Here is a 25252-nt window from a genome sequence, read left to right as displayed (position 1 = left end):
CGCCTCAAGGATAAAAAATGTCGCAGAATTCTGCATCGCTGGACGCATTATTCGGCCCCGTCGCGGCCAGACCCGACGGGTCCGAAGTGCTTGCGGCGCTGACGGCAGCGGCACGCGAGCGCATCCTCATCTTCGACGGCGCCATGGGCACGCAGATCCAGGGTCTCGGCTTCGACGAAGAGCATTTCCGCGGCGAGGCTTTCGCGGGCTGCGCCTGCCACCAGCAGGGCAACAACGACCTCTTGATCCTGACGCAGCCGAAGGCGATCGAGGAAATACATTATCAATACGCCATCTCTGGCGCCGATATCCTCGAGACCAACACCTTCTCCTCGACCTCGATCGCCCAGGCCGATTACGGCATGGAGGATGCCGTCTACGCGCTGAACCGGGACGGCGCGCGACTGGTGCGTCGGGCAGCGGCGAGGGCACAGCAGGAAGACGGCAAGCGGCGCTTCGTCGCCGGCGCGGTCGGGCCGACCAACCGCACCGCCTCGATGTCCCCCGACGTCAACAATCCCGGCTACCGCACCGTCACCTTCGATGAATTGCGCCTGGCTTATGGCGAGCAGCTGCGCGGCCTGATCGACGGTGGCGCCGACATCATTCTCATTGAAACCATCTTCGACACGCTGAACGCCAAGGCGGCAATCTTCGCCTGCAACGAGATATTCATCGAAAAGGGCGTGCACCTGCCGGTGATGATTTCGGGCACCATCACCGATCTCTCCGGCCGCACGCTGTCGGGCCAGACGCCGACCGCCTTCTGGCATTCGGTGCGCCATGCCAACCCCTTCACCATCGGCCTCAACTGCGCGCTCGGCGCCAATGCGATGCGCGCGCATCTGGCCGAAATTTCAGGCGCCGCCGACACCTTCGTCTGCGCCTATCCGAATGCCGGCCTGCCCAATGAATTCGGCCGCTATGACGAGAGCCCGGACTTCATGGCCGCGCAGATCGAGGATTTCGCGCGGGGAGGGCTCGTCAACGTCGTCGGCGGCTGCTGCGGCTCGACGCCGGAGCACATCCGGGCGATTGCCGAGGCTGTCAAAAAGTATCCGCCGCGCGCAATTCCCGAGATCGAGCGCAAGATGCGCCTGTCCGGGTTGGAGCCGTTCACGCTGACCGACGAGATCCCCTTCGTCAATGTCGGCGAGCGCACCAATGTCACCGGCTCGGCCAGGTTCCGAAAACTGATCACGGCGGGCGACTATGTCCCCGCGCTCGACGTGGCGCGCGACCAGGTCGCCAATGGCGCCCAGATCATCGACATCAACATGGACGAAGGCCTGATCGATTCGAAAAAGGCGATGGTCGAATATCTCAACCTCATCGCCGCCGAGCCTGATATCGCCCGTGTCCCGGTGATGGTCGACTCCTCGAAATGGGAGATCATCGAGGCCGGGCTTAAATGCGTGCAGGGCAAGCCGCTGGTCAATTCCATCTCGATGAAGGAAGGCGAGGAAGCGTTCCTGCACCACGCGAAACTGGTGCGCGCCTATGGCGCGGCCGTGGTCGTCATGGCCTTCGACGAGGCCGGTCAGGCCGACACCAAGGCGCGCAAGGTCGAGATCTGCACCCGCGCCTACAAGCTGCTCACCGAACAGGCCGGCTTCCCGCCCGAAGACATCGTCTTCGACCCCAACGTCTTCGCGGTCGCCACCGGCATCGAGGAGCACGACAATTACGGCGTCGACTTCATCGAGGCCACCGGCGAGATCACCGCCACGCTGCCGCATGTGCATATCTCGGGCGGCGTCTCGAACCTGTCCTTCTCCTTCCGCGGCAACGAGCCGGTGCGCGAGGCGATGCACGCCGTGTTTCTCTATCACGCCATCCAGCGCGGCATGGATATGGGCATCGTCAATGCCGGTCAGCTCGCCGTCTACGACACGATCGAGCCGGAGCTGCGCGAAGCGTGCGAGGATGTCGTGCTCAACCGCGTGCCCAGGGCCGGCGGCACCGCCACCGAACGCATGCTGGAGATCGCCGAGCGCTTCAAGGGCACCGCCGGCAAGGAAGCCAGGGAGCGCGATCTCGCCTGGCGCGACTGGACAGTCGAGCGGCGGATTTCGCATGCGCTGGTCAACGGCATCACCGAATTCATCGACGCCGACACCGAGGAAGCGCGCCTCGCATCCGAGCGGCCGCTGCATGTCATCGAAGGCCCGCTGATGGCCGGCATGAATGTCGTCGGCGATCTGTTCGGCGCTGGAAAGATGTTTCTGCCGCAAGTGGTGAAGTCGGCGCGCGTGATGAAGCAGGCGGTGGCCGGATTGCTGCCGCACATGGAGGCCGAAAAACTGGCCAACGCCGCCAATGGCATCGACAATGGCGAGCGCCAGACGGCCGGCAAAATCCTGATGGCGACTGTAAAGGGCGATGTCCACGACATCGGCAAGAACATCGTCGGCGTCGTTCTGGCCTGCAACAATTACGAGATCATCGATCTCGGCGTCATGGTGCCGGCGGCAAAGATCCTGCAGACGGCGCGTGAGCAAAATGTCGACATCATCGGCCTGTCCGGCCTGATCACCCCGTCGCTGGACGAGATGGTGCACATGGCCGCCGAGATGGAGCGTGAAGGCTTCGACATTCCGCTGCTGATCGGCGGCGCCACCACCAGCCGCGTGCACACGGCGGTGAAGATCCACCCGCGCTATTCCAAAGGACAGACGGTCTATGTCAACGACGCCAGCCGGGCGGTCGGCGTCGTCTCGTCCTTGCTGTCGAAGGAGACCAAGGGCGGCTACGTCGACACAGTGCGGGCCGAGTACAAAAAGGTCGCCGACGCGCATGCCCGCTCCGAGGCCGACAAGCAGCGGCTGCCGCTGGCAAAGGCCAGGGCCAATGCGCACAGGGTGGACTGGTCCGCCTATGAACCGCCGAAGCCGTCCTTCACCGGCGTGAAAGTGTTCGAGAACTGGGACCTGACTGAGCTCTCGCGCTACATCGACTGGACGCCGTTCTTCCAGACCTGGGAGCTGAAGGGGCGCTATCCCAAGATCCTCGATGACGAGAAGCAGGGACCGGCGGCGCGCCAGCTGTTCGAGGATGCGCAGGCGATGCTGAAAAAGATCATCGCGGAAAAATGGTTCGCGCCGCGCGCCGTCATCGGCTTCTGGCCGGCGAACGCCGTCGGCGACGACATCAGGCTGTTCACGGATGAGGCACGCTCGCAGGAACTGGCAACCTTCTTCACGCTGCGCCAGCAACTGACCAAGCGCGACGGCAAGGCCAATGTCGCGCTGTCGGATTTCGTCGCGCCGGCCGACAGCGGCAAGCCGGACTATATCGGCGGCTTCATCGTCACCGCGGGGATCGAGGAGGTGGCGATATCAGAGCGCTTCGAGCGCGCCAATGACGATTATTCCTCGATCATGGTCAAGGCGCTGGCCGATCGTTTCGCCGAAGCGTTCGCCGAGCGCATGCACGAGAAGGTGCGCAAGGAATTCTGGGGCTATGCATCAGACGAGACGCTGGCGCCCGACGAACTGGTCGGCGAGCCCTATCGCGGCATCCGCCCGGCGCCCGGCTATCCCGCGCAGCCCGATCATACCGAGAAGGCGACCTTGTTCCGGCTGCTCGACGGCGAGCGCAATGTCGGCGTCAGCCTGACCGAGAGCTATGCGATGTGGCCGGGCTCCTCGGTCTCCGGCATCTATCTCGCCCATCCCGAAAGCTATTATTTCGGCGTCGCCAAGGTCGAGCGCGACCAGGTCGAGGACTATGCCCGCCGCAAAGCCATGCCGCTGGCCGATGTCGAGCGCTGGCTCGGCCCGATCCTCAACTATGTCCCTCAGCACTATGCCGAGGCGGCGGAATAGCGGCTGCGACGTGGCCCAATGGCTGCTCGACCGCTCCCTTGATTTTTCACCGTCGAAAAAAATCGCGCCGCACCCGGTTCTCGGCGAGCTGCCGGTTGTCGGTCGGTCAGACTTAGGTCCCTCGCGCCTGCTTTTCTGGAACAAGCCGTGATGTCCCGCATTTTATTGGCAGGGACACAAGGAGTGTCGAGTGAAAGCGATTTTGGGACTGGTCGGCGGCTTCGTGCTGACCCTTGCGGTGTTCGGCAGCGGGCTGGTTTTCGCAGCCTGGCTGCTTGCCGCCAAGCCTGTGCGGGAGGCAAGGCCCACCGTCAGCGTGGCGGAACTGTGGACCCGGAAAGCGCGGCCGGTGGACAAGACGGCGCAGGACTTCGAACGTGTGCCGCCCGAGCAGTCCGCGCCTGCCGACATCGCCGCCAAGGAGCCAGCCCAGGACCCGGCCAGGCAGCAGCCCGATCCCACAGTCACCGGCGCCATCGCGCGGACCGAACTGCCGCCGCCGCATCTCGCCTGGTGCGCCAGCCGATACCGCTCCTACGATCCCGACGACAACAGCTACATGTCCTATAGCGGACAGCAGCGCACCTGCGTATCGCCCTATCTCGCCGCCGACCGCGTCGCGCCGCGAGAGGCAAGCTACGTCGAGGGCGCGGGCGCCTACGCGGCCGCCGGCGGCGACCATGTCGAATCCTGCTTCAGCCGCTATCGCTCCTACCGTCCGGAAGACAACAGCTACCAGCCATATTCCGGCGGGCCGAGACGGCAATGCGAATAGCCAGCGCGAAGGGCGCCGCAACGATTGCGACCGCGCGATTTCTGGGATCGTTCGGATCGTCCTCAAAGCCCAGGGGAGGAACCACCATGGAAGACGACCGGCATCACAAGATACAGCAGCGCGCCTATCAGATCTGGGAGCGCGAAGGCACTGGCGACCCCGAGCATCACTGGCACCGGGCCGAGGCCGAAATCGACCGCGAAGCAGCCCTGCCGCTGACCGCAGACGACGCCCTGCCGCGCGAGATCGCCAGCACCGACGTGCTGACCGTCGAGGAACTCGCCGTGCGCACCGGCATATCGGGCGACGAGGCGCAGGAGTTGATCGACAGACTGGGCACGGACAGGGCGGCGGTTGAGCAGGCGGCGAGGGGGAGCGAGGGAAAGAGGCGGGCAAAGGCATGATCAGAGGCCTAGGACGATCTTTCAGAGTGTCTTGTTGACACTTATCACTTTGGCAGTCGCGACAGGGGCCGTCATTCTCTGACAGCTTTGCGCCTAAATTGATCCGTGCTGGCCATAGCAACATCCGTAAGCGGACGGTGCCGATGCCGGCGAAGCAGCCCAGATGCCGCGATACGAAGTGCCAACCACTTCGCGGCACCAGCGTGCCTGTAGACACTCTCGCCACTTTCTCTATACGACGTCGAGACGGGGTGGCGAGCAACGATGATCACAGTGTTGGTGCACGAGTTGAATCAGACGCCGATGCGGCGGCTGATTTCGTCGGCAGGGCACTTGTTGCCGCTTTTGCGCATGGAAACCTATCAGTCAGTCTTCCGCCGACTAAACTTTCCCGCGGGTACCTTGGTTTTTACTGATTTTGAGTATCTGAATGGCATGGAAATGATGGCGGCGGCGGATATTGCTGAAGCCGCAAAGCGCGCCGACCCTGATGCTCGAATTCTAAACCATCCCGCGACTGTCCTGGAGCGGTTCGCCCTGCTCCGCCGGCTTCGTATTAGAGGAATCAACCCGGTCGAAGTATCGCGTCTGGAGCAGGATGAGCGACCAACCCGTTACCCTGTTTTTATCCGGATGGAAGATGGCTTTTGGGGGCCGGAAACCAAGCTTCTGGAAAACCCACGCCAACTTGAAGAGGCGATCGCCGTGCTCCAGGGCAACGCCAAGCCGATGAAGCGGCGCATCGCCGTCTCCTTTGAAGCCGATCGCGATTCGAACGGCTACTATCGAAAGTATGGCGCATTCCGCATTGGGGACGCGATTGTGTCCCAGCACATACTTAGGTCCGTCGACTGGAACGTTAAGTCATCGGCAAGCAGCACCGACCCGGATTTCGTGCGCGAGGAACTCGCCTTCGTAAAGGACAATCCGCACGCTGAGGACCTGCTTCGCGCCTGCAATACGGGCCATATCCAGTTCGGCCGCGTGGACTACACGTTGCGAGACGGCGCATTGGTGATATTCGAGGTCAACCCCAATCCGACTTTTCCGAAGTTCAAAGGTGGCGCAGCCGCCCGTGAGGAACGACGTAGCCACATTATCGCGGCGTTGAAAGTTGCATTCGAGGCAATCGACAGTTCCGGCACCGGGAGAATCGACTTCCTGCCTTCAGCCGGATCTTACCAATTCATTCAGTCGGGCCGCTGGATATGGCCGGTGAGATGGCTTTGGAGAACAAGAATGGTCCGGCGAAGGAAGATGCAATCGCAATGAACGGCCCGCGAGAAAGCCCACCGGCAGGACAACGGCTCTCGATTTACACCGACGAACCACTCACGCAACTTGCCCGTTTTTCGTTTGATTGGGCTGAGGTGCTGTGTGACCCGAGCCATGGGTGTATGCCCTACCATCGCACGTGGAGCATGATCCGCCTGCTGGAATCGAAAGGTGCCAAGCCGGCCGGCGGGGGGTTCTTTGGACGTGAATTGGCTGCCGTGGCCCAGGAGGGACGCTGTCGGATTCTCCTGTCGGGCGCGGCCGACACCGGCCTGGCGGCAATGGTTCTGGGCCAAACGAGGCCGGTCGGCATCGAGCCCGAATTTGTGCTGATCGATCGCTGTGAAACGACGGTCGAACAGAACAGGCTGTTTGCCCGCTCCGCCGGTTTTGCGCTCGAGACCCACCGCGCCGACATTCGCGGTTGCGACTGTGCGCCGGTGCAGGCAGTTGTCGCGCATAGCGTTCTTAATTTCTTCGACCGCAGCGCACGCCAGCAGGTGGTCGACAGTTGGGCGCGTAGTCTCAAGCCTGGCGGACGCCTGCTTCTCTCCCAGAGGTTGCTATCGGAAAAAGACCAGCCGAGGGGGCCTCGCGGCAGCGCTGAAATCGGCCGAAGGCTTTCGACCATCGAGAAGGCCGCCGTCGCGGCGCATTTTCCTGCCGCTGCCGTGGCGGAGCTGAAGACGGCCGTCGAAGCGCTCTGGGGTGAACCGCTGCATGAAGATCGCACTACATATTCAGACCTTGCGGATATGCTGAAGCAATCCAACCTGACGATTGTCGGCTCGGAGCAGCATCATACCGGGAAAAGCGTTTCCCCGCTTGCCGCTGCCGACAGCGTCCAGACAATTCCAAGATACGAAATCGTCGCCGTCAGGATGTAGCCCGACCACTAGAATAAGTGCGACATCGCAGAAGCGGGAAGGTCGATAGCGGCTATCCGATCGAGATAAAACCAGGTCGCCACTGCGACCGCAACCGAGGTGCAAGATGCCAGTGTCGCCGACTTCAAGGTCAGCTTCTGACCGGCTGAAATCCATACCAGGGTAAACAGGGACAGCGCCGCCGGGAGGCCCGCCAGCCAGACAGCGACCGGCAACAGGAGCATCATCATCAACGGCACACGATGGCTTTCCGGGATCGTATGGGTCCGTTCGCCTCCCTGTTTCTCGTGGCCAACAAGCGAGATCGTTTGCACAAGGGCGACCGCGAGCATCGCAAACAGACAACACCAGGCCACGGCCTGCGCGAAGATCGAATAGCCTGGCTGCCCTTGGAGCGATATCGCTGCCAGCACAGCGCATCCACCGGTCAACAGCCATGCGACTGCGGCATCGGCACGCTTTGGCTTGACACGTCGCGGCGGCAAAACACCACCGCGCACGATCCATGCGAGGGAAAGCGCGATTATGACCATGATCGTCAACGACGCCGGCCGTTGTAGAGGGTTCAGCCTGCCGACACGGGCCAACTCCACACTGAGCGCCAGGTTTCGCTCGATGAAGCCGCCCAGGACGAATGATATGACAAAAGGAATTTGCGGCCAGTCGAGGCGCTTCAGCATGTAGCCGGCCAGCCCGAAAGCGACGGCTACGTACAGATCGATCAGCAGCCCGTTTAGCTGCACGATCGTCACGAAGCTGACGACAATGATCGGGAGCGCGATGCGGTCGATCCTGAGAGCAGTCAGGCGCGCAAAATATGGTGTCAACGCCAATCCCACTGCGGACGTCAGCAAGTTCGACAGCAGCAGCGCGGTAATCAACGTGAACGTCAGGGGCAAGTCGGTCGTCAGCATCGGTATGCCCGGAACGATGCCGTGTACCGTCAGGACTGTCAGCAGGATCAAGCCGCCCTCGCTGCCGGGAAGGCCGAAGGCAACGGTCGGCAGAAGCGAGCCTCCGTCCTTCGAATCGACGGCCGCTTCCGGCGCAATGATGCCCCTGATGTCACCAGATCCGAACCTTGAGCGCTGGTCCTTGGGGGTTGTCTGGATCGCCTGCCCGTAGGCAACGAAGCTGGCGACCGTTCCTCCAACACCTGGAATGATGCCGACCAACACGCCGATGGCCGACGATCGCATTGTTAGTCCCCAATGACGAAAGACAGCAAGCATACCGGTCCAGATCGAGTCGTTCGCGTTTTCCAGGCCAGCCGCTTTTTCAAGCTGCAATCTTTTTCGCCACGAGATGATTTCAGAAACGGTGAAAAAGCCAAGCAGCAGCGCGACCATGTCGACGCCGTCGAAGAGAGCGATGCTCCCAAACGTCCAGCGTGGTTGGCCATAGGTCGGATCAGTTCCGACAAGACCGACCAAAAGCCCCAGCAGCGCCATCGCCAGCGCTTTCAGACGGGACGCGCTTGGAACCGCAATGATCGTCGACAGGCCCCATACGCCGAGCAGCACGTATTCAAACGGTCCGAATTGCAGGATGAACGGCCGAATGATCGGCATGAGCGCTATGAGGACGAGGACGCCAAAAACCGATCCGACGGCCGAGGCCGTTGCCGCGGCGGCTATCGCGGTGCGAGGCAGGCCGGCCCTGGACATCGGATGGCCGTCGAGCAGGGTTGCCGCGCTTGGCGCGTTGCCCGGTATGTTGAAGAGGATAGCCGTTATAGATCCCATGAAGGTCGCGCCGCCGGTCAGGGCGCCAAACAGCAACAACACCGATACCGGATCCCAATGCACGGTTGCGACCAGCAGAAGGGTTGCAAGGCTGGCGCCGCCAATCCCTGGAAGAAAGGACGTAGCCATGGCAACCAAGGTGCCAAGCACCGGGATCAGTATGTTCGGCCAGGAGAATACATTGCCCAGTCCAGTGCCGAGGGCAGCCCAATATCCGGTCATCAGCGCGTTGCTCGCGCATCCCGCTCGAGTTCCGGGTGTTTTTTCAGATACGCTTCCGCCTCATGGAAGGCACTGAGCATATCGTTGATCACGATGACGGTCTGGTCGGCGTCGCGCGGCTCGATTGGACGTTTCTGAGCTTCAAGCGCCACCTTGAACCCATCGCTCTTGACCGCGGCGGAGACGGCGTCACGAAGACAACCTAGCGATTTCTGCTCCATGTCGGCAGGGGCAAAAAATCCCCGCGCTGTCGCCGAAGCTTTCGCGACGGCGATGGCCAACCGCAATCGTTCTTCCTGCTTCTCCTTGGAAAGGCCTTGGCTGCGCTGCCACACCAACCCTCCTTCACCCGCCAGGAAAGCCACGCCTGGCGCGTTCGGGTCAGGTCCCTCCGTGAGAACCAGACCGACTTTGGCTTCGCCTGCGGCGGTCGAGCGCAAGCCTGTCGTCAATGAATTGGATGTCATATCGCCTTCGCCACGCAGGAGCGCGGACATGAGTGCGCCGCTGCCTTCATAGCCCGAGACCACGTCGACCTTGATATCGAGGAGGTGCGCGGTGAGCACTATCGGCAGGATGCCGGCTTCAAGCGATGAAACCGACGCGACCAGATGTTTGGCGCTTTGCAAATCGACATCGTTCCGAACGATCCACGCTTCGGGATCGATGTGAATCAGTCCTATCGGATTTAGCCGATTCGTCCAGTTGTCGACGCCAGCCGAAATGTCACCTTGCGAAATTATGTCGGAGACGCTTTCAATCATAAGGACCAGTTCGTCGGATGGCGCATTGGTTACACGCTTTAGCGCCGCAAATCCGCCTGCCGCGGGCATATTCACGACCCTGACATCGAGCTCGGTCGTGCTGGCAAGGGCCGGCGCAAATGCACGGGCATAGGTATCATAGCCGCCGCCGGCAGCGTTGGGGACAACGAGGGTGATTCGCCGGCCGGCGTAGGTGGTTGCGCAAGCGATCTCGCCGCCGCTTGCCGCGGACGGCAGGTAGATTGCCGCGGCGGTGATTGCCGCCAACGCCACACGAAAGAACTTCATCTCGCCAAGCCCCAGATTTCACCCAGTGGTGATACTTAGATAGCCCTTGCAACGCCAGCGTTGTTCCTTAGCAATCGCGCTTAGTTTCGTGAATGTCGCGGTCTGTGTCGCCAATTGGCGTCCGATCTGCCATGCGGTTATTCAGTTCATTAACCTTTCATTAACCATACCACGGCTAGCGTTTACCTCTCAGTAAGGAATCGCCCGCCGTGACCTTTGCCGCTCCCCTCGAGGCCAAATCCATTCGCTTTCGCGCCCGCTCCTTCGTCGCGTTCACGCTGACGCCGGAGGCGCCTTTGGATGTCTGGCTGGAGAGCCTCGATCGCTGGGTCGGCAACTCGCCGGGCTATTTTGCCGGGCGCCCGGTGGTGCTCGACCTGAATGTGCTGAAGCCCGATGTCGTGGCCATCGAAGCGCTGGTCGATTTGCTCGGCCAGCGCGGCATCCGCATCTATGCCATCGAGCTTGATGGCGGCGCCGAGCTTGGCGCGCATCTGCCGCCGGTGCTGGTCGGCGCCAAGGAGGCGACCACCGACGGTCTGCTGCAGCCGAGCCGCAAGGCGGGCAGGGCGGATGACGCCACGCCGGCAGGCGATACGAAGGCGGCCGGTGACATCAAGGCAGAGGCCGGCGATTTGAAGGCGGGCGACTTGAAACCGGCGAGCGATGCCAAGGCACAGCCGAAAGACGCCAAAATTGCCGCGCCGGACGCCGGCACGTTGATGATCCGCTCGCCGATCCGTTCGGGGCAGCTGATCTTCCATCCGCATGGCGATGTCATCGTGCTGGGTTCGGTCGCCTCCGGCTCCGAGATCGTCGCCACCGGTTCCATCCATGTCTATGGCACGCTGCGCGGCCGCGCTTCGGCGGGCGCTCAAGGCAACACGGCGGCGCGTGTCTTCTGCCGCAGGAACGAAGCCGAGCTTCTGTCGGTGGATGGCTGGTATTGCACCGCCGAGGAGATGGACCCGTCAGTCCGGGGCAAGCCTGTGCAGGCCTTTCTCGACAACGGCATGCTGCGCATCGCCCCTTTCAGCTAATGCGGCAGGCGCTGCTCGCGCCCGACCAACGATATAACGAACAACAACGGAGGCTTTATTGATGGGCAAGGTAGTGGTGGTCACCTCGGGCAAGGGGGGCGTCGGCAAGACGACCTCGACCGCGGCTCTGGGGGCGGCGGTCGCCAAGACCGGCAAGAAGGTGGCGCTGGTCGATTTCGACGTCGGCCTGCGAAACCTCGATTTGATCATGGGCGCCGAACGGCGCGTCGTGTTCGACCTCGTCAACGTCATCCAGGGCTCGGCAAAGCTGTCGCAGGCGCTGATCCGCGACAAGCGGGTCGAGACGCTGTTCCTGCTGCCGGCCTCGCAGACGCGCGACAAGGATGCGCTGACCGAGGAGGGCGTGGCCGAGGTCATCGGCAAGCTGCGCTCGGTCTTCGACTATGTCTTCTGCGACAGCCCGGCCGGCATCGAGCGCGGCGCGCAGCTCGCCATGCGCTTTGCCGACGAGGCGGTCATCGTCACCAATCCGGAAGTGTCGTCGGTGCGCGATTCCGACCGCATCATCGGCCTGCTCGATTCCCGCACCTTGCGCGCCGAGGAGGGCGAGCAGATCGCCAAGCATGTGCTGGTCACACGCTACGATGCGGGACGCGCCGCGCGCGGTGAAATGCTGTCGATCGACGATGTGCTGGAGATACTGTCGGTGCCGCTGCTCGGCATCATTCCGGAAAGCCAGGATGTGCTGCGCGCCTCCAACCTCGGTTCGCCGGTGACGCTGTCGGAGCCGCTGAACGCCGCTGCCAAGGCTTACATCGACGCGGCCAAGCGGCTCGAGGGCGAACAGCTGCCGGTCATCGTGCCCTTCGAGCGCAAGGGCTTCCTCGATCGTCTTTTGGGAAGGAGGGCGGCATGAACCTGCTCGACATCTTCAAGCGGCGCACCAGCGCGCCGGTGGCGCGCGAACGGCTGCAAGTGCTGCTTGCCTATGAGCGCCGCAACCGCAGCCAGCCCGATCTCGTCTCCATCCTGCGCGAAGAGATCATGGCGGTGATCGCCAAGCATGTGCAGATCGACCAGGATTATCTGCAAGTTTCGATGGACCGCGGCGAGACCATGTCGACGCTGGAGATCGACATCCAGATCCCCAACAAGAGCGCGGTGCCGCTGGCGATGGCGGGGTGAGATTGAAGCTGCTGATCTCCCCCCTTGTGGGGGAGATGGCCGGCAGGCCAGAGGGGGGCACTGTCCCGCTGGCCTGTCGATTGTTTGGCAACGGCTTGGGCCGAAGTCGGTCCTAGCCGACACGACTTGTCGAACGTAGCGATCCTTCGCGCCCCCCTCTGTCCTGCCGGACATCTCCCCCACGAGGGGGGAGATTGCGCGCCTCTTCGGCTTCGCCAACCATCGCCGTTAGCCGGCCTTTTCCGTCTCTCCAAAAAACATTCAACCAACCAGTTGACTATCTAAAATCTCGCCTCTATATTCAACTACATGGTTGAATTAGAGACGCCCCAGATGGACCAGGTTTTTCACGCCCTCGGCGACGCCACGCGCCGGAACATGCTTAACCACCTCGCCGGCGGCGAGCGTACGGTGAGCGAGTTGGCACAGCCCTTTGCCATGTCGCTGGCCGCCGCCTCCAAGCACATCAAGGCGCTGGAGCATGCCGGGCTGATCCGGCGTGAAGTGCGCGGCCGCACCCATGTCTGCCGCCTCGAGGCCCGCCCGCTGGCCACCGCCTATCAGTGGCTCGGCCAATACGCGCGTTTCTGGAACAGCCGCCTCGATGTCCTCGAACAGCTTTTGCGCGAGGAGGCGGGGCGCAAAACGTCGACAACGCCGTCAACGCCGGCACCGGCAAATCCAGAACGATCCAAGCCGGAATCACCCAAGCCAGACACATCCAGGCCAACATCATCCGAGGGAGACGACCGATGAACCAGATGAACAGCTTCGACGGCTACGCCCAGCTGATCCAGCCGGCCACGTTGAGGGTCGAACGGCTTTTACCCGGAACCAGGGAGCGCGTCTGGGAATATCTGACGCAGAGCGATCTGCGCCGCCAATGGCTGGCGGCCGGCGACATGGAGATGGAGGAAGGCTCTTCCTTCGAGCTGGTCTGGCGCAACGACGAACTGACCGACCCGCCCGGCGACAGGCCGGCCAGCTTCAGTGGCGGCGAGCAGCGGATGCACAACCAGATCGTCGAGTGCGACCCGCCGCTCAAGCTCACCATCACCTGGAACGGCAGCGGCAATGTCACGTTCGAATTGGCGCAGCGCGGCGACGACGTCTTGCTCACCCTGGTCCACCGCCGCCTGCCAGACCGCTCGAGCCTGATGATGCATGCTGCAGGCTGGCACGTGCATCTCGACCTCCTGGTTGCCCGCGTGGCGGCCGAGAAGCCCGAACCGTTCTGGGACAGCTTTAGCCGTATCGTGGCGGAATACGATCGGCGCCTGCCGGCCTGACCTGACCTAACGCATCGCCCGGTCCAACCGGGCACCATCGATCCCTTGCGCCGGATGCCGGCGCAAGGGTCGGCGAAACACGCGCCTTCGCCAGACACCGCGGCGCGTCATCGGAAGTGAAACCAGGCAACGTGCTTGCATCCCGCAAGCCCGAAGGAGGAAGTCATGCGTAAATTGATCACCGGAATGAAGATCTCCATCGACGGCAAGATGGAAGGCCCCGAAGGTTTTGCCGACTGGGTCGACAACTGGTCGGAGGAATATGGCCTGATGCCTGAGATCGACGCCTGCCTGCTCGGCGGCGTCATGTATGCCGGCTATGAGCGCTACTGGAGCGCGATCCAACAGAACGAGCCGGACCAGCCATTGCCGATGACCGGCAGACTGGTCGACCCGGCCGAACTCGAATGGGCGCGCTTTGCCGCCAAGACACCGCACTATGTGTTGTCGAACACCATGACGACGTCAGCCTGGGCCTCGACGCGCTTCCTGCGCCGCCTCGACGACGTCGCGGCGCTGAAGCGCGAGCCCGGCAAGAACATCTACCTCATGGGCGGCGCCCGCATCACCGCCAGCCTGATCGAAGCCGGCCTGGTCGATGAAATGCGGCTGATCGTCTATCCGCTGCTCGCCGGCGACGGCAAGGCGCTGTTCGGCATGGTGCACGCCCGGCACGGACTGGAACTGCGCAAGGCCGAGGCGCTTTCGGATGGACGTGTGAGCCTGGTGTATGGGCTGGCGAGCTAGCTTCTTTTCCTCTCCCTCCGGAGGGGGGAGAGGTGGCGCCGCGAAGCGGCGACGGAGTGGGGGAAGGCGGTCATGAAACCCACGGTCGCCGCAAAACAGGAGCGACGGAAGCGAGCGCGAAACGCCTGCAAGCAGGCAATCAGGCGGATGAACGGTCGACCCCCACTCCGTCGAGCTACGCTCGACACCTCTCCCCCGATCGACGGGGGAGAGGAAATGCGTCTGTCCGAACCGGATAGATAGGTAACAGAATGGACCGATAGCATGGGTGACAGTTTTCTTGTCCGCCGGAGGACCGGCGATGGTTTGGCGAGAGACTGGCATCATGGACGAGCGGCTACGGTTTGTTGTGGAGTGTCTTTCTGGGGATGAGACGATGGTTGCGCTTTGTGCGGCCTACGGGATCTCACGCAAGAACGGCTACAAATGGCTAGGACGCTATCGGACGTTTGGGCCTGAGGGTTTGCACGACCTGCCGCGAGCCCCGCTCAATCATGGCCGGGCGACAGCTCAGGATCTGGTTGAGCGGATTGTGGCGGCCAAGGAGCTGCATCCGCTTTGGGGTCCAAAGAAGATCGTGGCACGGCTCAGGCGCACGGCTCCCGAGTTCCTCGTGCGCTTCATCAAGCTTGGCATCACGCTGGAGCGGATCGCACCCGGCAGGCCACAGCAGAACGGACGTCACGAGCGCTTTCACCTGACCATGCTGCCGATGGCCGAGGCACCGGAAGCCGACCGAACGGCACAGGGCCAGGCCTTCGAGACCTTCCGCCACAGCTACAATGAGGAACGTCCCCATGAGGCGCTGGGCATGGATACGCCCGCCCAGCACTACCGGTCCTCACAGCGCGCCATGCCCAGGACACCACCCGAGCCCGTCTATCCGGCCGAGGCCTCGGTCCGCCGCGTGCGCCACAATGGCGAGATCCGATGGAATGGCGGCTTCATATATGTCTCGCAAGCGCTGGCGGGCGAACCGGTCGCTGCGTTGGAGACCGAAGACGGACAATGGACACTCTCATTCCATGCCCACCCGCTCGGCTTCATCGACACACGGCACATGAAGCTTGTCCGCCGCAGCGCCGCGCCAACCAATCCGCTTGGCGCTGCGGCGGACGCATAGGGGGAGAGAAGTGTCACCTATGTATCCGGTTCAAAGTGTTACCCATCTATCGGCTGGACACGTCGGCGTTCGCCTTCCACGTCTTGCCCCATCAACAGTCTGCCCGTGCCACACGACAGCCAGGCCTATTATCCATATCTCGGGCCAACGCTGCGGCGCACCGCGGGGGGGACTGGAATTGACGTCGACGCCGATTGCCGTAGCTGAAGCGAAGGCCTTGCCGATCGGCGCGTTGCTTGGCGCAATGGTGTCGATCCAGATCGGCGCCACCTTCGCCAAGGGCGTGTTTCCACTGATTGGCGCCAACGGCACCACGGCGCTGCGGCTGGTCGTGGGCGCGCTGATGCTGGCGGCGGTGCTGAGGCCGTGGCGGGTGCGGCCGTCGCGCGCCGTGCTGCCCTGGCTCATCGCCTATGGCGTCAACCTCGCGGCGCTGAACCTTTTGTTTTACGCAGCGCTCGCCAGAATTCCGCTCGGCGTCGCGGTGGCGCTCGAATTCTCCGGCCCGCTGCTCGTGGCGACGCTGTCGTCGCGGCGCGCCACCGACTTCGTCTGGGTGGTGCTGGCCGTTGCCGGCATATTGCTGTTGTCGCCCTTCATCCACTCCGGCAGTTCACTCGACCCGGTCGGCGTGATGCTGGCGCTGGCCGCCGGCGGCTGCTGGGCGCTCTACATCGTCTTTGCACAAAAGGCCGGCGCGGAGCTTGGCAGCCAGACCACGGCTTACGGGCTGGTCATTGCCGCTGCCGTCGGCCTGCCGTTCGGCCTCGCCGAGGCGGGTACCGGCCTGATCGCACCCGCGATCCTGGTCAGCGCGCTGCTGGTCGGGCTGTTCTCCAGCGCCTTGCCGTTCTGGCTGGAGATGGTGGCGCTGACCCGGATGCCGGCCAGGCTCTACGGCACGCTGACTTGTCTGGAGCCGGCGCTGGGCGCGCTGGCCGGCTTCCTGTTCCTGCACGAAATCCTGAGCCCGCTGCAATGCGCGGGCATCGCCGCCGTGGTCGTCGCCGCCTTCGGCGCGGCGCTGACGACGAAGCCGCCGGTACCGTCGCCGGAATAGTTGCCTGAAATGGATATGTGACGCCGATGCCGTGGTCCGCCGGTCCCGTGTCCGGTTGCTCAAGCGCCTGCAGCATCGATATATGGATCGATGTATGCGCAGGAGATCCAGATGAGCAGGGCCGACAGCATTGCTTGAGCCGTCCGTGATCAAGGCAATACTCCTTGTCGGGTTCGCTGCTGTCGTTGCGGCTCTCGCCTGGCGGCTGGCGCGGTCTCGTCGCAGAGCCCGGCTTCGTGAAGATCCGGCCAACGACTACGCCGTGCGCCGCGACTGGTCGGGCAACCACGGCAAGCTCAATCATTCGTCCTTTGTCTATTTCGATGCCGATCGCGACGGCCGCTACGGGCTCGGCGACCGCCCGATGGCCGGCATCATGGTCAGACTGCATGATGGCGACGGCCGCTTCGTCGCCGCGGCGCGGAGCAATCGCGGCGGCTTTGCCAATTTCCTGGCGTCGACGAAACGTCGCGCCGCGCCCATCCATGTGCCGGGCAGCTACCGCTTCACCGTGTCGGTTCCGCCCGGCTGGCGCGCGAGCAGCGCCAACGAGGTCCAGTCGCAGCACCTCCGGCCGCTGCCGGGCTCGCCCACCGGGCTGGCCTCGGAAGCAATGCTGCAGCCGGTCGGCCTGTTTGCGATACGCCGGCTCAGCGGCCGCGTAGCGGACGGTGCTTCGGCGAGCATCTCGGTGATGGCGAAAGGGCAAGAGGTGGCAGTGCATCCGCTAAGTGATGGCTTCCGTCTCGATCTGCCCGATGACGCCGACGCGATCGAAGTCACCGGCGATGGCATGGAACGACGACTGGCCTTGTCCGCCTACCCGACCGAGCTCGGCCTGCTGTCGCCCGAGAACGCGGCTGTCGACAGCGCCGCGTCCTTGCAGGCCATCGGTTTCGACGATGTCACGACGCGCGGCCTGCGCAAGGTGCCGTCCGGTTATGCCGGGTTGACCTGGTTCAACCTGAACGCACTGGCGCGCGATCATACCGAAGGCAGCGAAGGCTACGTCAACGGCAATATCTCGGGAGACCATGTCTGCTATACGAGCAGCGGACACCCGGCCGAATTCTCGAGCGACAAACCGTTCGGGTTCCATTCCGTGATGCTGACAGCGGCATGGTTGAAGTCCGAAGGCGAAACCGCACTGGTCGAGAGCTGGCTTGGCGACCGGCTGATCGCCAGCGACACGATCGTCCTGTCGGCACTGGCGCCCGTCCACTATGCGCCGATGCTGGCGGCGGTGACGCGCGTGCGCCTCTCCACGAGCCACTATTGGCAGCTCGTGCTCGACGATCTGGTGGTTGTGCGCTGAACGGTCCCGCCGCCTGCGGGAGATCATGCTCCGGAAACGATCAAGCCGCCCGACTCTGCCAGGAGGATCTCGATCTACCGGGGAACGAGTTTAGCCCGGAATAGGAGCAGAAGCGCCGTTCGCGGTGATCTGCGAGAGCTTGCCCTTTTTTACCAGCACTGGCTTGGAATAGGTCTTCCTCATTTTCCACTCTCCACGTCGGGCACCCAAAGCCCTGTTCCCGGCCAGACGGCACGAGGCGTCGGATAATCGGCTGCTAGACGGCGACCGGCCCGGAGCCGTTACCATTGTCGGCTGTAACCTGCGAGAGCTTGCCCTTCTTGACCAGCGCCGGCTTCGAATAGGTCTTCTTCATGCCGCATCTCCAGTGTCAGGCGAGGCCGCCAGATCAGGCGACAGCCGACTCAACGACTTCACTCGATCGGGCCGGAACCCGCTCCATTGGCGAGCGCCGTAACCTGCGAAAGCTTGCCTTTTTTGACCAGAACAGGCTTCGAATAGGTTTTCTTCATAGTGAATCCTCCAACCTTACGCGATAATGCCAGACGGATCGGCACTGTCAACCTTCGCGGCGCCGTCGTCCCGTCCCGGGTTTTCTTGGTCCCGATGCACTAACTGCAAGTCCACCTTCATCGACAAAGCGTTGTTCTTGGGCGTGCATGGCGTGGCCGGGTTGCGGTGCGAAAAATGTCCGAAACTGCGGCGGGTCTGGCCTGGCTGGTCGGCCTGCTCAGGCAGACCGGAAATGCAGCGCTATCTTCGGGTGCCGCGTAAGCATTGGCCTGGCCGTCGCGGCGGTCCTCAAAGCTCCTTTTCCGCCAGTTCGCGGAAGGCATCGGGAACCGAGCGCCGGGCTTCCAGCGCCACGGCGCCATAGCCGACAGCCTCTCTGCCAAAGCGCTGGCGGATCTTGTCGATGGCGCGGTCGGCGCCAAAGCGCGCTAGGCCTTGCCTGCTGCCGGGCCGCTGCTTTTCATCGGCAAGCCCGAGCGGCAGCTCCAGCTGCAGCTCGGCACTTTCTTCCATCTGCGACACCGAGACCGCCAGCAGCGAGATGGTCTTCTCTCGAGGGTTGGCGGCCAGCACGCCGCGCACCAGCTCCTCGGCGATTTCGGCCAGCATCGCGGTTGCCGAAATCGGCTGATCGAGCGTCAGCGAGCGTGTGACCGCGCGCAGATCGGCGAAACGCACGCGCACCGTCACCGTGCGCCCGGGCCGTGATTTCGCCCTGAGCCGGCTGGCGACCCGGTCTGCCAGATGCAGCAGGACGGGTCCGAAGATACGCGCCTCGGCCGGCCGTCTGCCAAGCGCCGACTGCGCGCCGGCGGAATGCGACCGCCTGTGGGTTTCGAGCTTTCGCGGGTCGCGGTTCCATGCCAGCGACGCCAGCTTTTCGCCGGCGGCGGGCCCGAGCAATCTTCGCAGCGCCCCACCATGCGTCTTTGCCAACTGGCCGATGGTCTCGATGCCGATCTCGGCCAGCCGCGCTCTGGTCGCCGGGCCGACGCCCCACATCAGCCCGACCGGCAGATCATGCAGGAAGGCAAGTTCGGTGTCCGGATCGACCACCACCAGCCCGTCGGGCTTGGCCACCTGCGAGGCGATCTTGGCCAGATGCTTGGTGCGCGCCACGCCGATCGAGATCGGCAGGCCGAGCTCTGCCCGGACGCGCTGACGCACCGTGGCGGCGATCTCGGCCGGCGGCCCGAACAGATGCGTGCAGCCGGCGACGTCGGCAAAGGCTTCATCGATGGAAATCCGCTCGACCAGCGGCGTGAAATCGTCGAGCACCTTGATGGCGGCGTCGCCCAGCCGCTGATAGTCGGCGAAATGGCCGCCGACGAAGATCAGTCCGGGGCAAAGCTCGCGCGCGCGTCGTCCGGGCATGCCGCCGCGCACGCCGAAAGCCCTGGCTTCGTAGGAAGCGGCAAGCACGACGCCGCCGCCGACGGCGATCGGCTTGCCCCTGAGCGCCGGGTCGAGCAGCTGCTCGACCGAGGCGTAGAAGGCGTCGAGATCCGCATGCAGGATGGTGGGCTCCATCCCGACCGTTCCCTTTGCGGCGTTGCAGCATTAGCCGCGTCTGTTGTGAGAGGCGTTTTTGCCGAACAAATAGAGAACAAACAGGGCCTATTGTCAAGCGAAGCGGTTGTCGCCGGCCGGCCCGTTCCAGGTCGGGCTGTCGAGTGCTCCGCCTGGGCATCGGACCTGCGGAACATTGCCTCTCGCCTCGGCGTTCATATCCGCGACGGGACGCTGTTTTTTTGGAGGCCGGTATGGGCCAGTTCGAGATGATCGACCTCGTCAGCGTCATTGACGCCTGCACGAGCGATCGCGTTGCCGGGCACTGCGTGTCAATGGCCAGGGCGGTGGAGGAGTTGCGAGTGCTGACCGGTGATTTCGTATCGCCGGACGAGACGGTGGCCAACGCGCTGTCGGCAGTGGCGCTGGGGCGCGGCTGCGCGGTGGTGTTCGACGAGCGAGCGGGCGCCGACATCTTGCTGACGCCGTAGCGCGGCGGCGCCGGGTTGTGGCAGCCAGAAAAGTCGAACAGCGTGCAAAAAGCTGTGCAGGCATGGCCCCATAACCGGGGCGTGGAAAAGTTCTCCGCGTGGGTGTATTCTCCAGGTCGCAAGCGGTCGCAGACCGCATAGGGGGAGAAATGACATGCCGAGGGTTTCAGAACTCTTTTTCAAAACTGCCATCTTGTTCCTGATGTTGGGGATTGCGGCCGGCCTGCAGATGGCGATCTCTGGTGACCACGCCGCTTTTCCGGCGCACGCGCATATCAATCTGCTCGGTTGGGTGACGAGCGCCATCTTCGGCGGCTACTACGCGCTCAATCCGCAAAAGGCGGCGCGTCGCATCGCCATGATCCACTACGGGCTCTACACACTCGGCCTGGTGATCATGCTGCCGGCGCTGTATGTGATGCTGCAGGGAAACCCGGCGCTTGAACCGATCGTCGCCGGCGGCTCGGTCATTATCGCCGCTGCCGTTCTGGTTTTTGCTTTCGTGGTGTTTTCGCCCGAAACGGCGCGCTCGGTGTCCGGCGTGGTTCCGGCCTCTCGCTGACTGTTCGCGCGCGGCGATCAAAGTCCGACCCGCATTCGCGACCCGCGACACGGGTTGGCCAGGCCGATGGCCGCAGCCGCTGGCTGCGGTGTCTATCGCCGCGTCGGCGCTTAACATACCCGAGTCCCACCACGTATTATTTCGTGACTATTTGGCGCCGGAACCTTCCCAGATATCGCGCGTTGCGGCGACTGTATTCGCGCTGCCTTATATATAGGCAGACTTGAGTACGTCCACAGCATGGGTTGGGGGAGGAGCAGGCCACCATGTCGAACAGAGAAATCGGAACGTCGGCCTCACTGGGCCGACGCATCGCCGATCTGAAAGCCAGGATGCGAGACGCCAGCGTTACTGAACACGAGATGCAGACCTTCCAGAAGGTCGCGGCCATCATGGGGGGTGTCGAAGGCTCCCTACGCCTCGACGCCGACGACCTGATCGCGGCGTCCTTCGTCACCGAGGCGCTCGGCGATCCCGGGTCGAACTGAAGGTCAGAGCCCGTCGGCACTCAAGTGCCGGCGGGCGATGGCCCGGTTCGCAGCGTTGCGATGCTGGAGCGTGTCTGCGCCGCCCGCGGCGGGGATATCTTGCGCACTTTGAAGATTTCAGGCGAGCGGCCTCGACGGCGCTTGAGATATTGGGCTTCGCGTTCGTGCTTCTCGGCTGCCTCGCGGCTGTCGAACGTGCCGAGATTGCGTCGCCGCCGGCCCTTGACCACAAGGGCTAAATTTAACCAAACCGCCAAGGCGCCTTAAACGAAGGATCAGACCAGCCGGATCCTTCGAAATATCAATCGCGATGCTCCGGCATCGCCTTCAGCTCATCCTTGGTCCAACTGGTGACGGCGTGGACGTCCCGGGAAACCTCTCGAAAGTCCGCGGTCGCTGCCCTTACACCTCGTCGAACGGGCCGCCGCGCCTCGCCAGGTCGTGACCAATGGCGGCTTCCTCGGCGTCGTCGGGCAAGGCATCGTCACTGTCCTGGTAGGGGTTGTCGTCATCCTCCTCGGGCAGTTCGCCTTCCTTCTCGACTCCGGTGGTGTCCGGCAGGCTTTCCTCATCTGCTCCGTCGGGCAGGACCGTTGCGCCACGCAGCGCATCCCAATCCTGCCGGCGCGGCGTCGGCGCCTCCACCTCGTCATTGGCGATCGTGTCGCGGGCATCGTTTTTGCTCGGTGGCGCCTCGACCTCGTCATTGGGTTTTCTGTTTCGTTCTTCCATGATTGCCTCCTCTGGGCGGCTTTGCGTCGAGAAGGTGGAACTCACTTCCGGCTGTCAGGTTCCGGCAACCACTCCATCTCCGTGGAACCAATTGCCGCCAGTCTGCTTTGCCAAGGACTAGTCTGTTTTGCCAAGGAGATGAATCCAGAGGAGCTGGACCATGAAGACTTTCCCCCTCATCCCATGCGTGCTGCTCTTGGCGCTGGCCGACCCGGCGGCTGCGCAGGACAATGGCGACCGGAACGGCCCTGCCGCGCCTTGCCAGGCGCAGCCTCAGGACGATGCTCGGGAGCCGCCGGTCGCCAATGGCGGTGGCGAATCGACCAGCACGCTCGGTCCCTGCGGCGGCGTGCTGCAGCCGCCGCCCAGTGGTGACCAGGGTATGACGCAGCCGCCGCCGGACCAGGGCAAGACGCCGGTGATCAAGCCTGGCGAGGTGCCTGCGCAGCCGCCGAAGCAATGACCTTTGCTTGAAACTTCACGGCGTGGCACGAAGGCGGTAGGTTCCGGTCTTGGCCGGGCGACGCGGTCACCGGATCAATGCCGGCGCCGGCCGCGATCGCCACCGGAATTTGGAGCCGTGCATCGTCCACGTCGAAGGTCTCCTGAGGGATTGTGCTTCAATGCGAATCTTGCGGGTGCGGGTTCTGCTGGCATGACCGGGAAGCCGATCAATTTAGTCTCCGCTTGCGGAACAAGACCGTACCGGCTGCGTTTGCCTCCAGGAGCCCGCCACCTCGATCTGCGCTGTTTTCGCCTCATGCGGGAACACGGCGGAGCTCGCCAACAACGACAGGAGACGAAGATGAAAACCATCCTTATTCCCGCCGTCGCCGGGCTCGCCATGATCGCTGGTATCGGCATTGCCGCCGCCGACGAGGTCATCGTCACGCAGCCGGCACAGCAGCAGGTGATCATCACCCCGGAACAGCGCACGGTCGTGCACCAGTACGTAAAGAAACATCCGCTTGCCTCGGTCAATCTGCTCGGCGTCGAATTGAATGTCGGCACTGCCTTGCCTGACACTGTCGAGCTGCAGGAGGTTCCCGACGTTCAGTACAGATACGCCGTCGTCGACAACCATACCGTGTTGGTCGACCCCAGCACGCGCAGGATTGTCGAGGTGGTCGAGTAACGCTCGACAACCTAACCATTCATCGGTGATACGGCCCTGTCGTTCTTCCCAAAAGGGCGGCAGGGCCGAATGACGAACATGATGAAAGGAGAATTGCCATGTTGCCGCATGTCGAGACCCCGAACTCCGCCAATGTTGCGGCGTGTTGCGACAAGTTGCTGGCCGAGCGCAACACGGCGCTGTTATCGATGAAGGAAGCGATCGCGCTCCTGCGGGAGCGCACCGGCACCGATCGTTCGGATGCCGACCTCGCGGGGCTGATCGTCAAGAAAGCGGCGCTGCTCGGCGTTGCGGTGATTTCCGACCCGCGCTGAGATGTCTCGTCACTCAAGACGCCGGCCGAATTTTCGGCTAATGTTTTCGTGGAATCTGGACCAACCGACCGGACCCAACCACGGAGGCTTAAGTGACGGACGACAAACAGGACCGCATTCGCCAGCGCGCGCACGAGATTTGGGAAAAGGCCGGCCGGCCTGAAGGCGCGCATCAGGAACACTGGGAGCAGGCCACGGCTGAAGTCGATGGCGCGGTCGCCAAGCCAAAAAAGGCGGCGAAGAAAGCTGACGCCAAGCCCGCCAAGGCAGCCGCCAAGTCAAAGGCAGCGAAGCCTGCCGCCGCAAAGTCCGGCAAAGCCAAATCGAAATAAGGCCAAGTTGAAACAAGGCCAGTCGAAATAAAGCAAGGCCGGAATTAGCTGGCCGGGCCATCCTTGGCGCCCGCCGTTCAGGCGCGCCCGAGCCTCTCAACCTGACGAATTGCGCCTGCGACGGGCAGCGCAATTCCTTGTGTTTGGCGACAGGCGCCCTCATGCCTCCCAGGCATAACTCGACAGCGCAAAGCGAATCCCGGCAGCTGTCATGGCCAGTTCGCATTCGGTGATCTGGCGCAGGTGGCGCAGATAGCGCGCTACAGTCTGTGGCAGCCAGCCGGCGCAGGCCTCGACATAGGCGCGGCTGTGAACAAGGGTGCCGGTCGACAGCCTCTCGTCCTTCTCGGCAACGACTTTCAGATATTGGCGGATGAAGCGGATGTCGTCGGCGATGTCCTGGCTGGCCATTCGCCAGGCCCCGGCGAGGCGTTCGCACTGATCGAATGACAAGGGCAACAAAGGGGGCGGCAATAAAGGCGGCGGCAACAAGGGCGGCGGCAATGACGGGGGTGACAGCAAAGGACGAGAGAGATCGGCGAAGGCAACATGGTTCGCTGTGCTCAAGGACATTCCTCTCTGCGAAAAGAGATATCGTACTTTATGTACGAACGAGCGTCAAGCCAATTTCGTACAGTTGGGACGATGACAATGAATATAGCAGCGGTCGCTTCAGCTAATCACGCATCGTGAATCCTTCAGGACTCGCACCAATTTCGCGGAGGGATTTTCCCAGGATGGTGTTGACTGTTTCCCTCGTGTCGGCGTCGAACAGGTTCAGGCCGCGCCGGATCGTCTCGCGCCAGTTTTCGCCCTTGTCCCACGCGTCCATGAAGGCGAAGGCAAGGTCGTCCTGGCGACGCGTGGCTTCGAGCGCTTGGGTCAGCAGGCGCGCTTGATGGAGATCCTTCTCCCGCTTGGCCCCAGCGCTCGGCCCGAGTCGCGAGGCGACGATCAGCTTGTGGATGGCGTAGCGCTGGGGCGAGGGGACCAGCACAGGCAAGCCCTAGCGACGCAGCAGCACAGTTCGGATGGGGTCGCGGATAAGGAAATGCAGAAACCGTAAGGGCTGCGCGGAGGCTCTGCCGTTTTCTTGTAATTACGTTTATCAGCTTGAATTTCAACGCAGTTATAAGAAATTCGTGGAAATCTCATAACGCAACGAACTGACGAGTCGCTCTGAACGCCCGGGCGCCCGGCCCGTCTGGCCCAAAACACTTTGCCGCAGTGCCTTCAACAAACGGCTTCCCCAATGTCGCGAACAATGCT

Annotated in this window: 29 protein-coding genes and 2 pseudogenes; 21 read left to right on the top strand and 10 right to left on the bottom strand. The window is 63.0% G+C overall.

Annotated features, from left to right (window positions below; genetic code table 11):
• The first annotated feature begins 17 nt into the window (after positions 1-17).
• The 5 genes from metH (at position 18) to ACYG9Y_RS16465 (ending at position 7168) form a co-directional block, all read left to right on the top strand.
• Complete coding sequence (gene metH / locus ACYG9Y_RS16485; RefSeq protein WP_023738669.1) at positions 18-3827, top strand: methionine synthase; 3810 nt, start codon at positions 18-20, stop codon at positions 3825-3827.
• A 190-nt stretch (positions 3828-4017) separates the two neighbouring features.
• Positions 4018-4602: a BA14K family protein gene (locus tag ACYG9Y_RS16480; protein WP_023738670.1), complete on the top strand. Its 585-nt coding sequence runs from the start codon at positions 4018-4020 to the stop codon at positions 4600-4602.
• Between the two features lie 86 nt (positions 4603-4688).
• Positions 4689-5006 (top strand): DUF2934 domain-containing protein, encoded by a 318-nt coding sequence (locus ACYG9Y_RS16475; protein WP_023738671.1) that lies wholly within the window; start codon positions 4689-4691, stop codon positions 5004-5006.
• Between the two features lie 264 nt (positions 5007-5270).
• Positions 5271-6278 carry a hypothetical protein gene (locus ACYG9Y_RS16470; protein ID WP_023738672.1) on the top strand — a complete coding sequence of 336 codons (1008 nt, stop codon included), beginning with the start codon at positions 5271-5273 and terminating at the stop codon, positions 6276-6278.
• Positions 6227-7168 (top strand): class I SAM-dependent methyltransferase, encoded by a 942-nt coding sequence (locus tag ACYG9Y_RS16465; RefSeq protein ID WP_196814116.1) that lies wholly within the window; start codon positions 6227-6229, stop codon positions 7166-7168. The genes ACYG9Y_RS16470 and ACYG9Y_RS16465 overlap by 52 nt, the downstream gene beginning before the upstream one ends.
• A gap of 8 nt (positions 7169-7176) precedes the next feature.
• On the opposite strand, the gene ACYG9Y_RS16460 is transcribed toward ACYG9Y_RS16465, so the two are convergent.
• Both ACYG9Y_RS16460 and ACYG9Y_RS16455 read right to left on the bottom strand, forming a co-directional pair.
• The gene (locus tag ACYG9Y_RS16460) at positions 7177-9135 is read right to left on the bottom strand and encodes a tripartite tricarboxylate transporter permease (protein WP_023684806.1); all 1959 of its coding nucleotides are present in this window, start codon (positions 9133-9135) and stop codon (positions 7177-7179) included.
• Complete coding sequence (locus ACYG9Y_RS16455; protein ID WP_023738674.1) at positions 9135-10187, bottom strand: Bug family tripartite tricarboxylate transporter substrate binding protein; 1053 nt, start codon at positions 10185-10187, stop codon at positions 9135-9137. Before ACYG9Y_RS16455 ends, ACYG9Y_RS16460 begins: the two co-directional genes overlap by 1 nt.
• 209 nt (positions 10188-10396) lie before the next feature.
• On the opposite strand from ACYG9Y_RS16455, the gene minC reads away from it, so the two are divergent.
• From minC to ACYG9Y_RS16410, 9 genes and pseudogenes are all read left to right on the top strand, one after another.
• Positions 10397-11227 carry a septum site-determining protein MinC gene (gene minC, locus ACYG9Y_RS16450; protein WP_023715120.1) on the top strand — a complete coding sequence of 277 codons (831 nt, stop codon included), beginning with the start codon at positions 10397-10399 and terminating at the stop codon, positions 11225-11227.
• A gap of 61 nt (positions 11228-11288) precedes the next feature.
• Entirely contained in the window at positions 11289-12104 is an 816-nt protein-coding gene (minD, locus tag ACYG9Y_RS16445; protein ID WP_023670342.1) for a septum site-determining protein MinD, read from the top strand.
• Entirely contained in the window at positions 12101-12373 is a 273-nt protein-coding gene (minE, locus tag ACYG9Y_RS16440; RefSeq protein ID WP_023684809.1) for a cell division topological specificity factor MinE, read from the top strand. The genes minD and minE overlap by 4 nt, the downstream gene beginning before the upstream one ends.
• Positions 12374-12682: 309 nt before the next feature.
• Positions 12683-13006 (top strand): annotated as a pseudogene (locus ACYG9Y_RS16435) (ArsR/SmtB family transcription factor); the annotation flags it as partial.
• 119 nt (positions 13007-13125) lie between these two features.
• A complete protein-coding gene (locus ACYG9Y_RS16430; protein ID WP_023738676.1) occupies positions 13126-13662 on the top strand; it encodes an SRPBCC family protein in 537 nt (178 codons plus the stop codon).
• Between the two features lie 165 nt (positions 13663-13827).
• Positions 13828-14409: a dihydrofolate reductase family protein gene (locus tag ACYG9Y_RS16425; RefSeq protein WP_023749399.1), complete on the top strand. Its 582-nt coding sequence runs from the start codon at positions 13828-13830 to the stop codon at positions 14407-14409.
• Between the two features lie 301 nt (positions 14410-14710).
• Positions 14711-15532: an integrase core domain-containing protein gene (locus ACYG9Y_RS16420; protein WP_352609124.1), complete on the top strand. Its 822-nt coding sequence runs from the start codon at positions 14711-14713 to the stop codon at positions 15530-15532.
• Positions 15533-15710: 178 nt separating this feature from the next.
• Positions 15711-16592 (top strand): EamA family transporter, encoded by an 882-nt coding sequence (locus ACYG9Y_RS16415; RefSeq protein ID WP_023749550.1) that lies wholly within the window; start codon positions 15711-15713, stop codon positions 16590-16592.
• 145 nt (positions 16593-16737) lie between these two features.
• On the top strand, positions 16738-17907 hold the full coding sequence (locus tag ACYG9Y_RS16410; RefSeq protein WP_023740118.1) for a hypothetical protein: 1170 nt from the start codon (positions 16738-16740) through the stop codon (positions 17905-17907).
• A gap of 90 nt (positions 17908-17997) precedes the next feature.
• Here ACYG9Y_RS16410 and ACYG9Y_RS16405 read toward each other — a convergent pair whose 3' ends face one another.
• The 4 genes from ACYG9Y_RS16405 to dinB form a co-directional block, all read right to left on the bottom strand.
• Positions 17998-18090 (bottom strand): hypothetical protein, encoded by a 93-nt coding sequence (locus tag ACYG9Y_RS16405; RefSeq protein ID WP_023689018.1) that lies wholly within the window; start codon positions 18088-18090, stop codon positions 17998-18000.
• A 73-nt stretch (positions 18091-18163) separates the two neighbouring features.
• Positions 18164-18262 (bottom strand): hypothetical protein, encoded by a 99-nt coding sequence (locus ACYG9Y_RS16400; protein ID WP_023740117.1) that lies wholly within the window; start codon positions 18260-18262, stop codon positions 18164-18166.
• A gap of 58 nt (positions 18263-18320) precedes the next feature.
• Positions 18321-18419 carry a hypothetical protein gene (locus ACYG9Y_RS16395; protein WP_023670351.1) on the bottom strand — a complete coding sequence of 33 codons (99 nt, stop codon included), beginning with the start codon at positions 18417-18419 and terminating at the stop codon, positions 18321-18323.
• A 289-nt stretch (positions 18420-18708) separates the two neighbouring features.
• Positions 18709-19950: a DNA polymerase IV gene (gene dinB / locus ACYG9Y_RS16390; protein ID WP_023740116.1), complete on the bottom strand. Its 1242-nt coding sequence runs from the start codon at positions 19948-19950 to the stop codon at positions 18709-18711.
• Between the two features lie 233 nt (positions 19951-20183).
• Between dinB and ACYG9Y_RS16385 the strand changes: the two genes are divergently transcribed.
• From ACYG9Y_RS16385 to ACYG9Y_RS16375, 3 genes are all read left to right on the top strand, one after another.
• On the top strand, positions 20184-20420 hold the full coding sequence (locus tag ACYG9Y_RS16385; RefSeq protein ID WP_023670353.1) for a hypothetical protein: 237 nt from the start codon (positions 20184-20186) through the stop codon (positions 20418-20420).
• 154 nt (positions 20421-20574) lie between these two features.
• Positions 20575-20982, top strand: coding sequence for a heme-copper oxidase family protein (locus ACYG9Y_RS16380; protein WP_023749548.1), 408 nt, complete (start codon positions 20575-20577; stop codon positions 20980-20982).
• A gap of 266 nt (positions 20983-21248) precedes the next feature.
• On the top strand, positions 21249-21470 hold the full coding sequence (locus ACYG9Y_RS16375) for a hypothetical protein (protein WP_023670355.1): 222 nt from the start codon (positions 21249-21251) through the stop codon (positions 21468-21470).
• 301 nt (positions 21471-21771) lie between these two features.
• Here the strand turns inward: ACYG9Y_RS16375 and ACYG9Y_RS16370 are convergent.
• Positions 21772-21906: pseudogene (locus tag ACYG9Y_RS16370) on the bottom strand (PRC-barrel domain containing protein); the annotation flags it as partial.
• On the bottom strand, positions 21873-22202 hold the full coding sequence (locus tag ACYG9Y_RS16365) for a hypothetical protein (protein WP_023740113.1): 330 nt from the start codon (positions 22200-22202) through the stop codon (positions 21873-21875). The gene ACYG9Y_RS16365 and the pseudogene ACYG9Y_RS16370, both read right to left, overlap by 34 nt.
• A gap of 160 nt (positions 22203-22362) precedes the next feature.
• Between ACYG9Y_RS16365 and ACYG9Y_RS16360 the strand changes: the two genes are divergently transcribed.
• The 4 genes from ACYG9Y_RS16360 (at position 22363) to ACYG9Y_RS16345 (ending at position 23983) form a co-directional block, all read left to right on the top strand.
• Complete coding sequence (locus ACYG9Y_RS16360) at positions 22363-22665, top strand: hypothetical protein (RefSeq protein WP_023740112.1); 303 nt, start codon at positions 22363-22365, stop codon at positions 22663-22665.
• Positions 22666-23007: 342 nt separating this feature from the next.
• Positions 23008-23337 (top strand): DUF1236 domain-containing protein, encoded by a 330-nt coding sequence (locus ACYG9Y_RS16355; RefSeq protein WP_023670359.1) that lies wholly within the window; start codon positions 23008-23010, stop codon positions 23335-23337.
• 98 nt (positions 23338-23435) lie between these two features.
• Positions 23436-23651 carry a hypothetical protein gene (locus ACYG9Y_RS16350; RefSeq protein WP_023670360.1) on the top strand — a complete coding sequence of 72 codons (216 nt, stop codon included), beginning with the start codon at positions 23436-23438 and terminating at the stop codon, positions 23649-23651.
• A 92-nt stretch (positions 23652-23743) separates the two neighbouring features.
• Complete coding sequence (locus ACYG9Y_RS16345) at positions 23744-23983, top strand: DUF2934 domain-containing protein (RefSeq protein ID WP_023740111.1); 240 nt, start codon at positions 23744-23746, stop codon at positions 23981-23983.
• A 159-nt stretch (positions 23984-24142) separates the two neighbouring features.
• Here ACYG9Y_RS16345 and ACYG9Y_RS16340 read toward each other — a convergent pair whose 3' ends face one another.
• Together ACYG9Y_RS16340 and ACYG9Y_RS16335 are read right to left on the bottom strand one after the other, a co-directional pair.
• Entirely contained in the window at positions 24143-24394 is a 252-nt protein-coding gene (locus tag ACYG9Y_RS16340) for a hypothetical protein (RefSeq protein WP_023740110.1), read from the bottom strand.
• 265 nt (positions 24395-24659) lie between these two features.
• On the bottom strand, positions 24660-24980 hold the full coding sequence (locus ACYG9Y_RS16335; RefSeq protein WP_023740109.1) for a GSU2403 family nucleotidyltransferase fold protein: 321 nt from the start codon (positions 24978-24980) through the stop codon (positions 24660-24662).
• Positions 24981-25252 lie beyond the last annotated feature (272 nt).

This window comes from Mesorhizobium sp. W050 (assembly GCF_054719535.1).
Note: the sequence above shows the minus strand (reverse complement) of the source record. Positions and strands in the feature narration are given on the sequence as shown.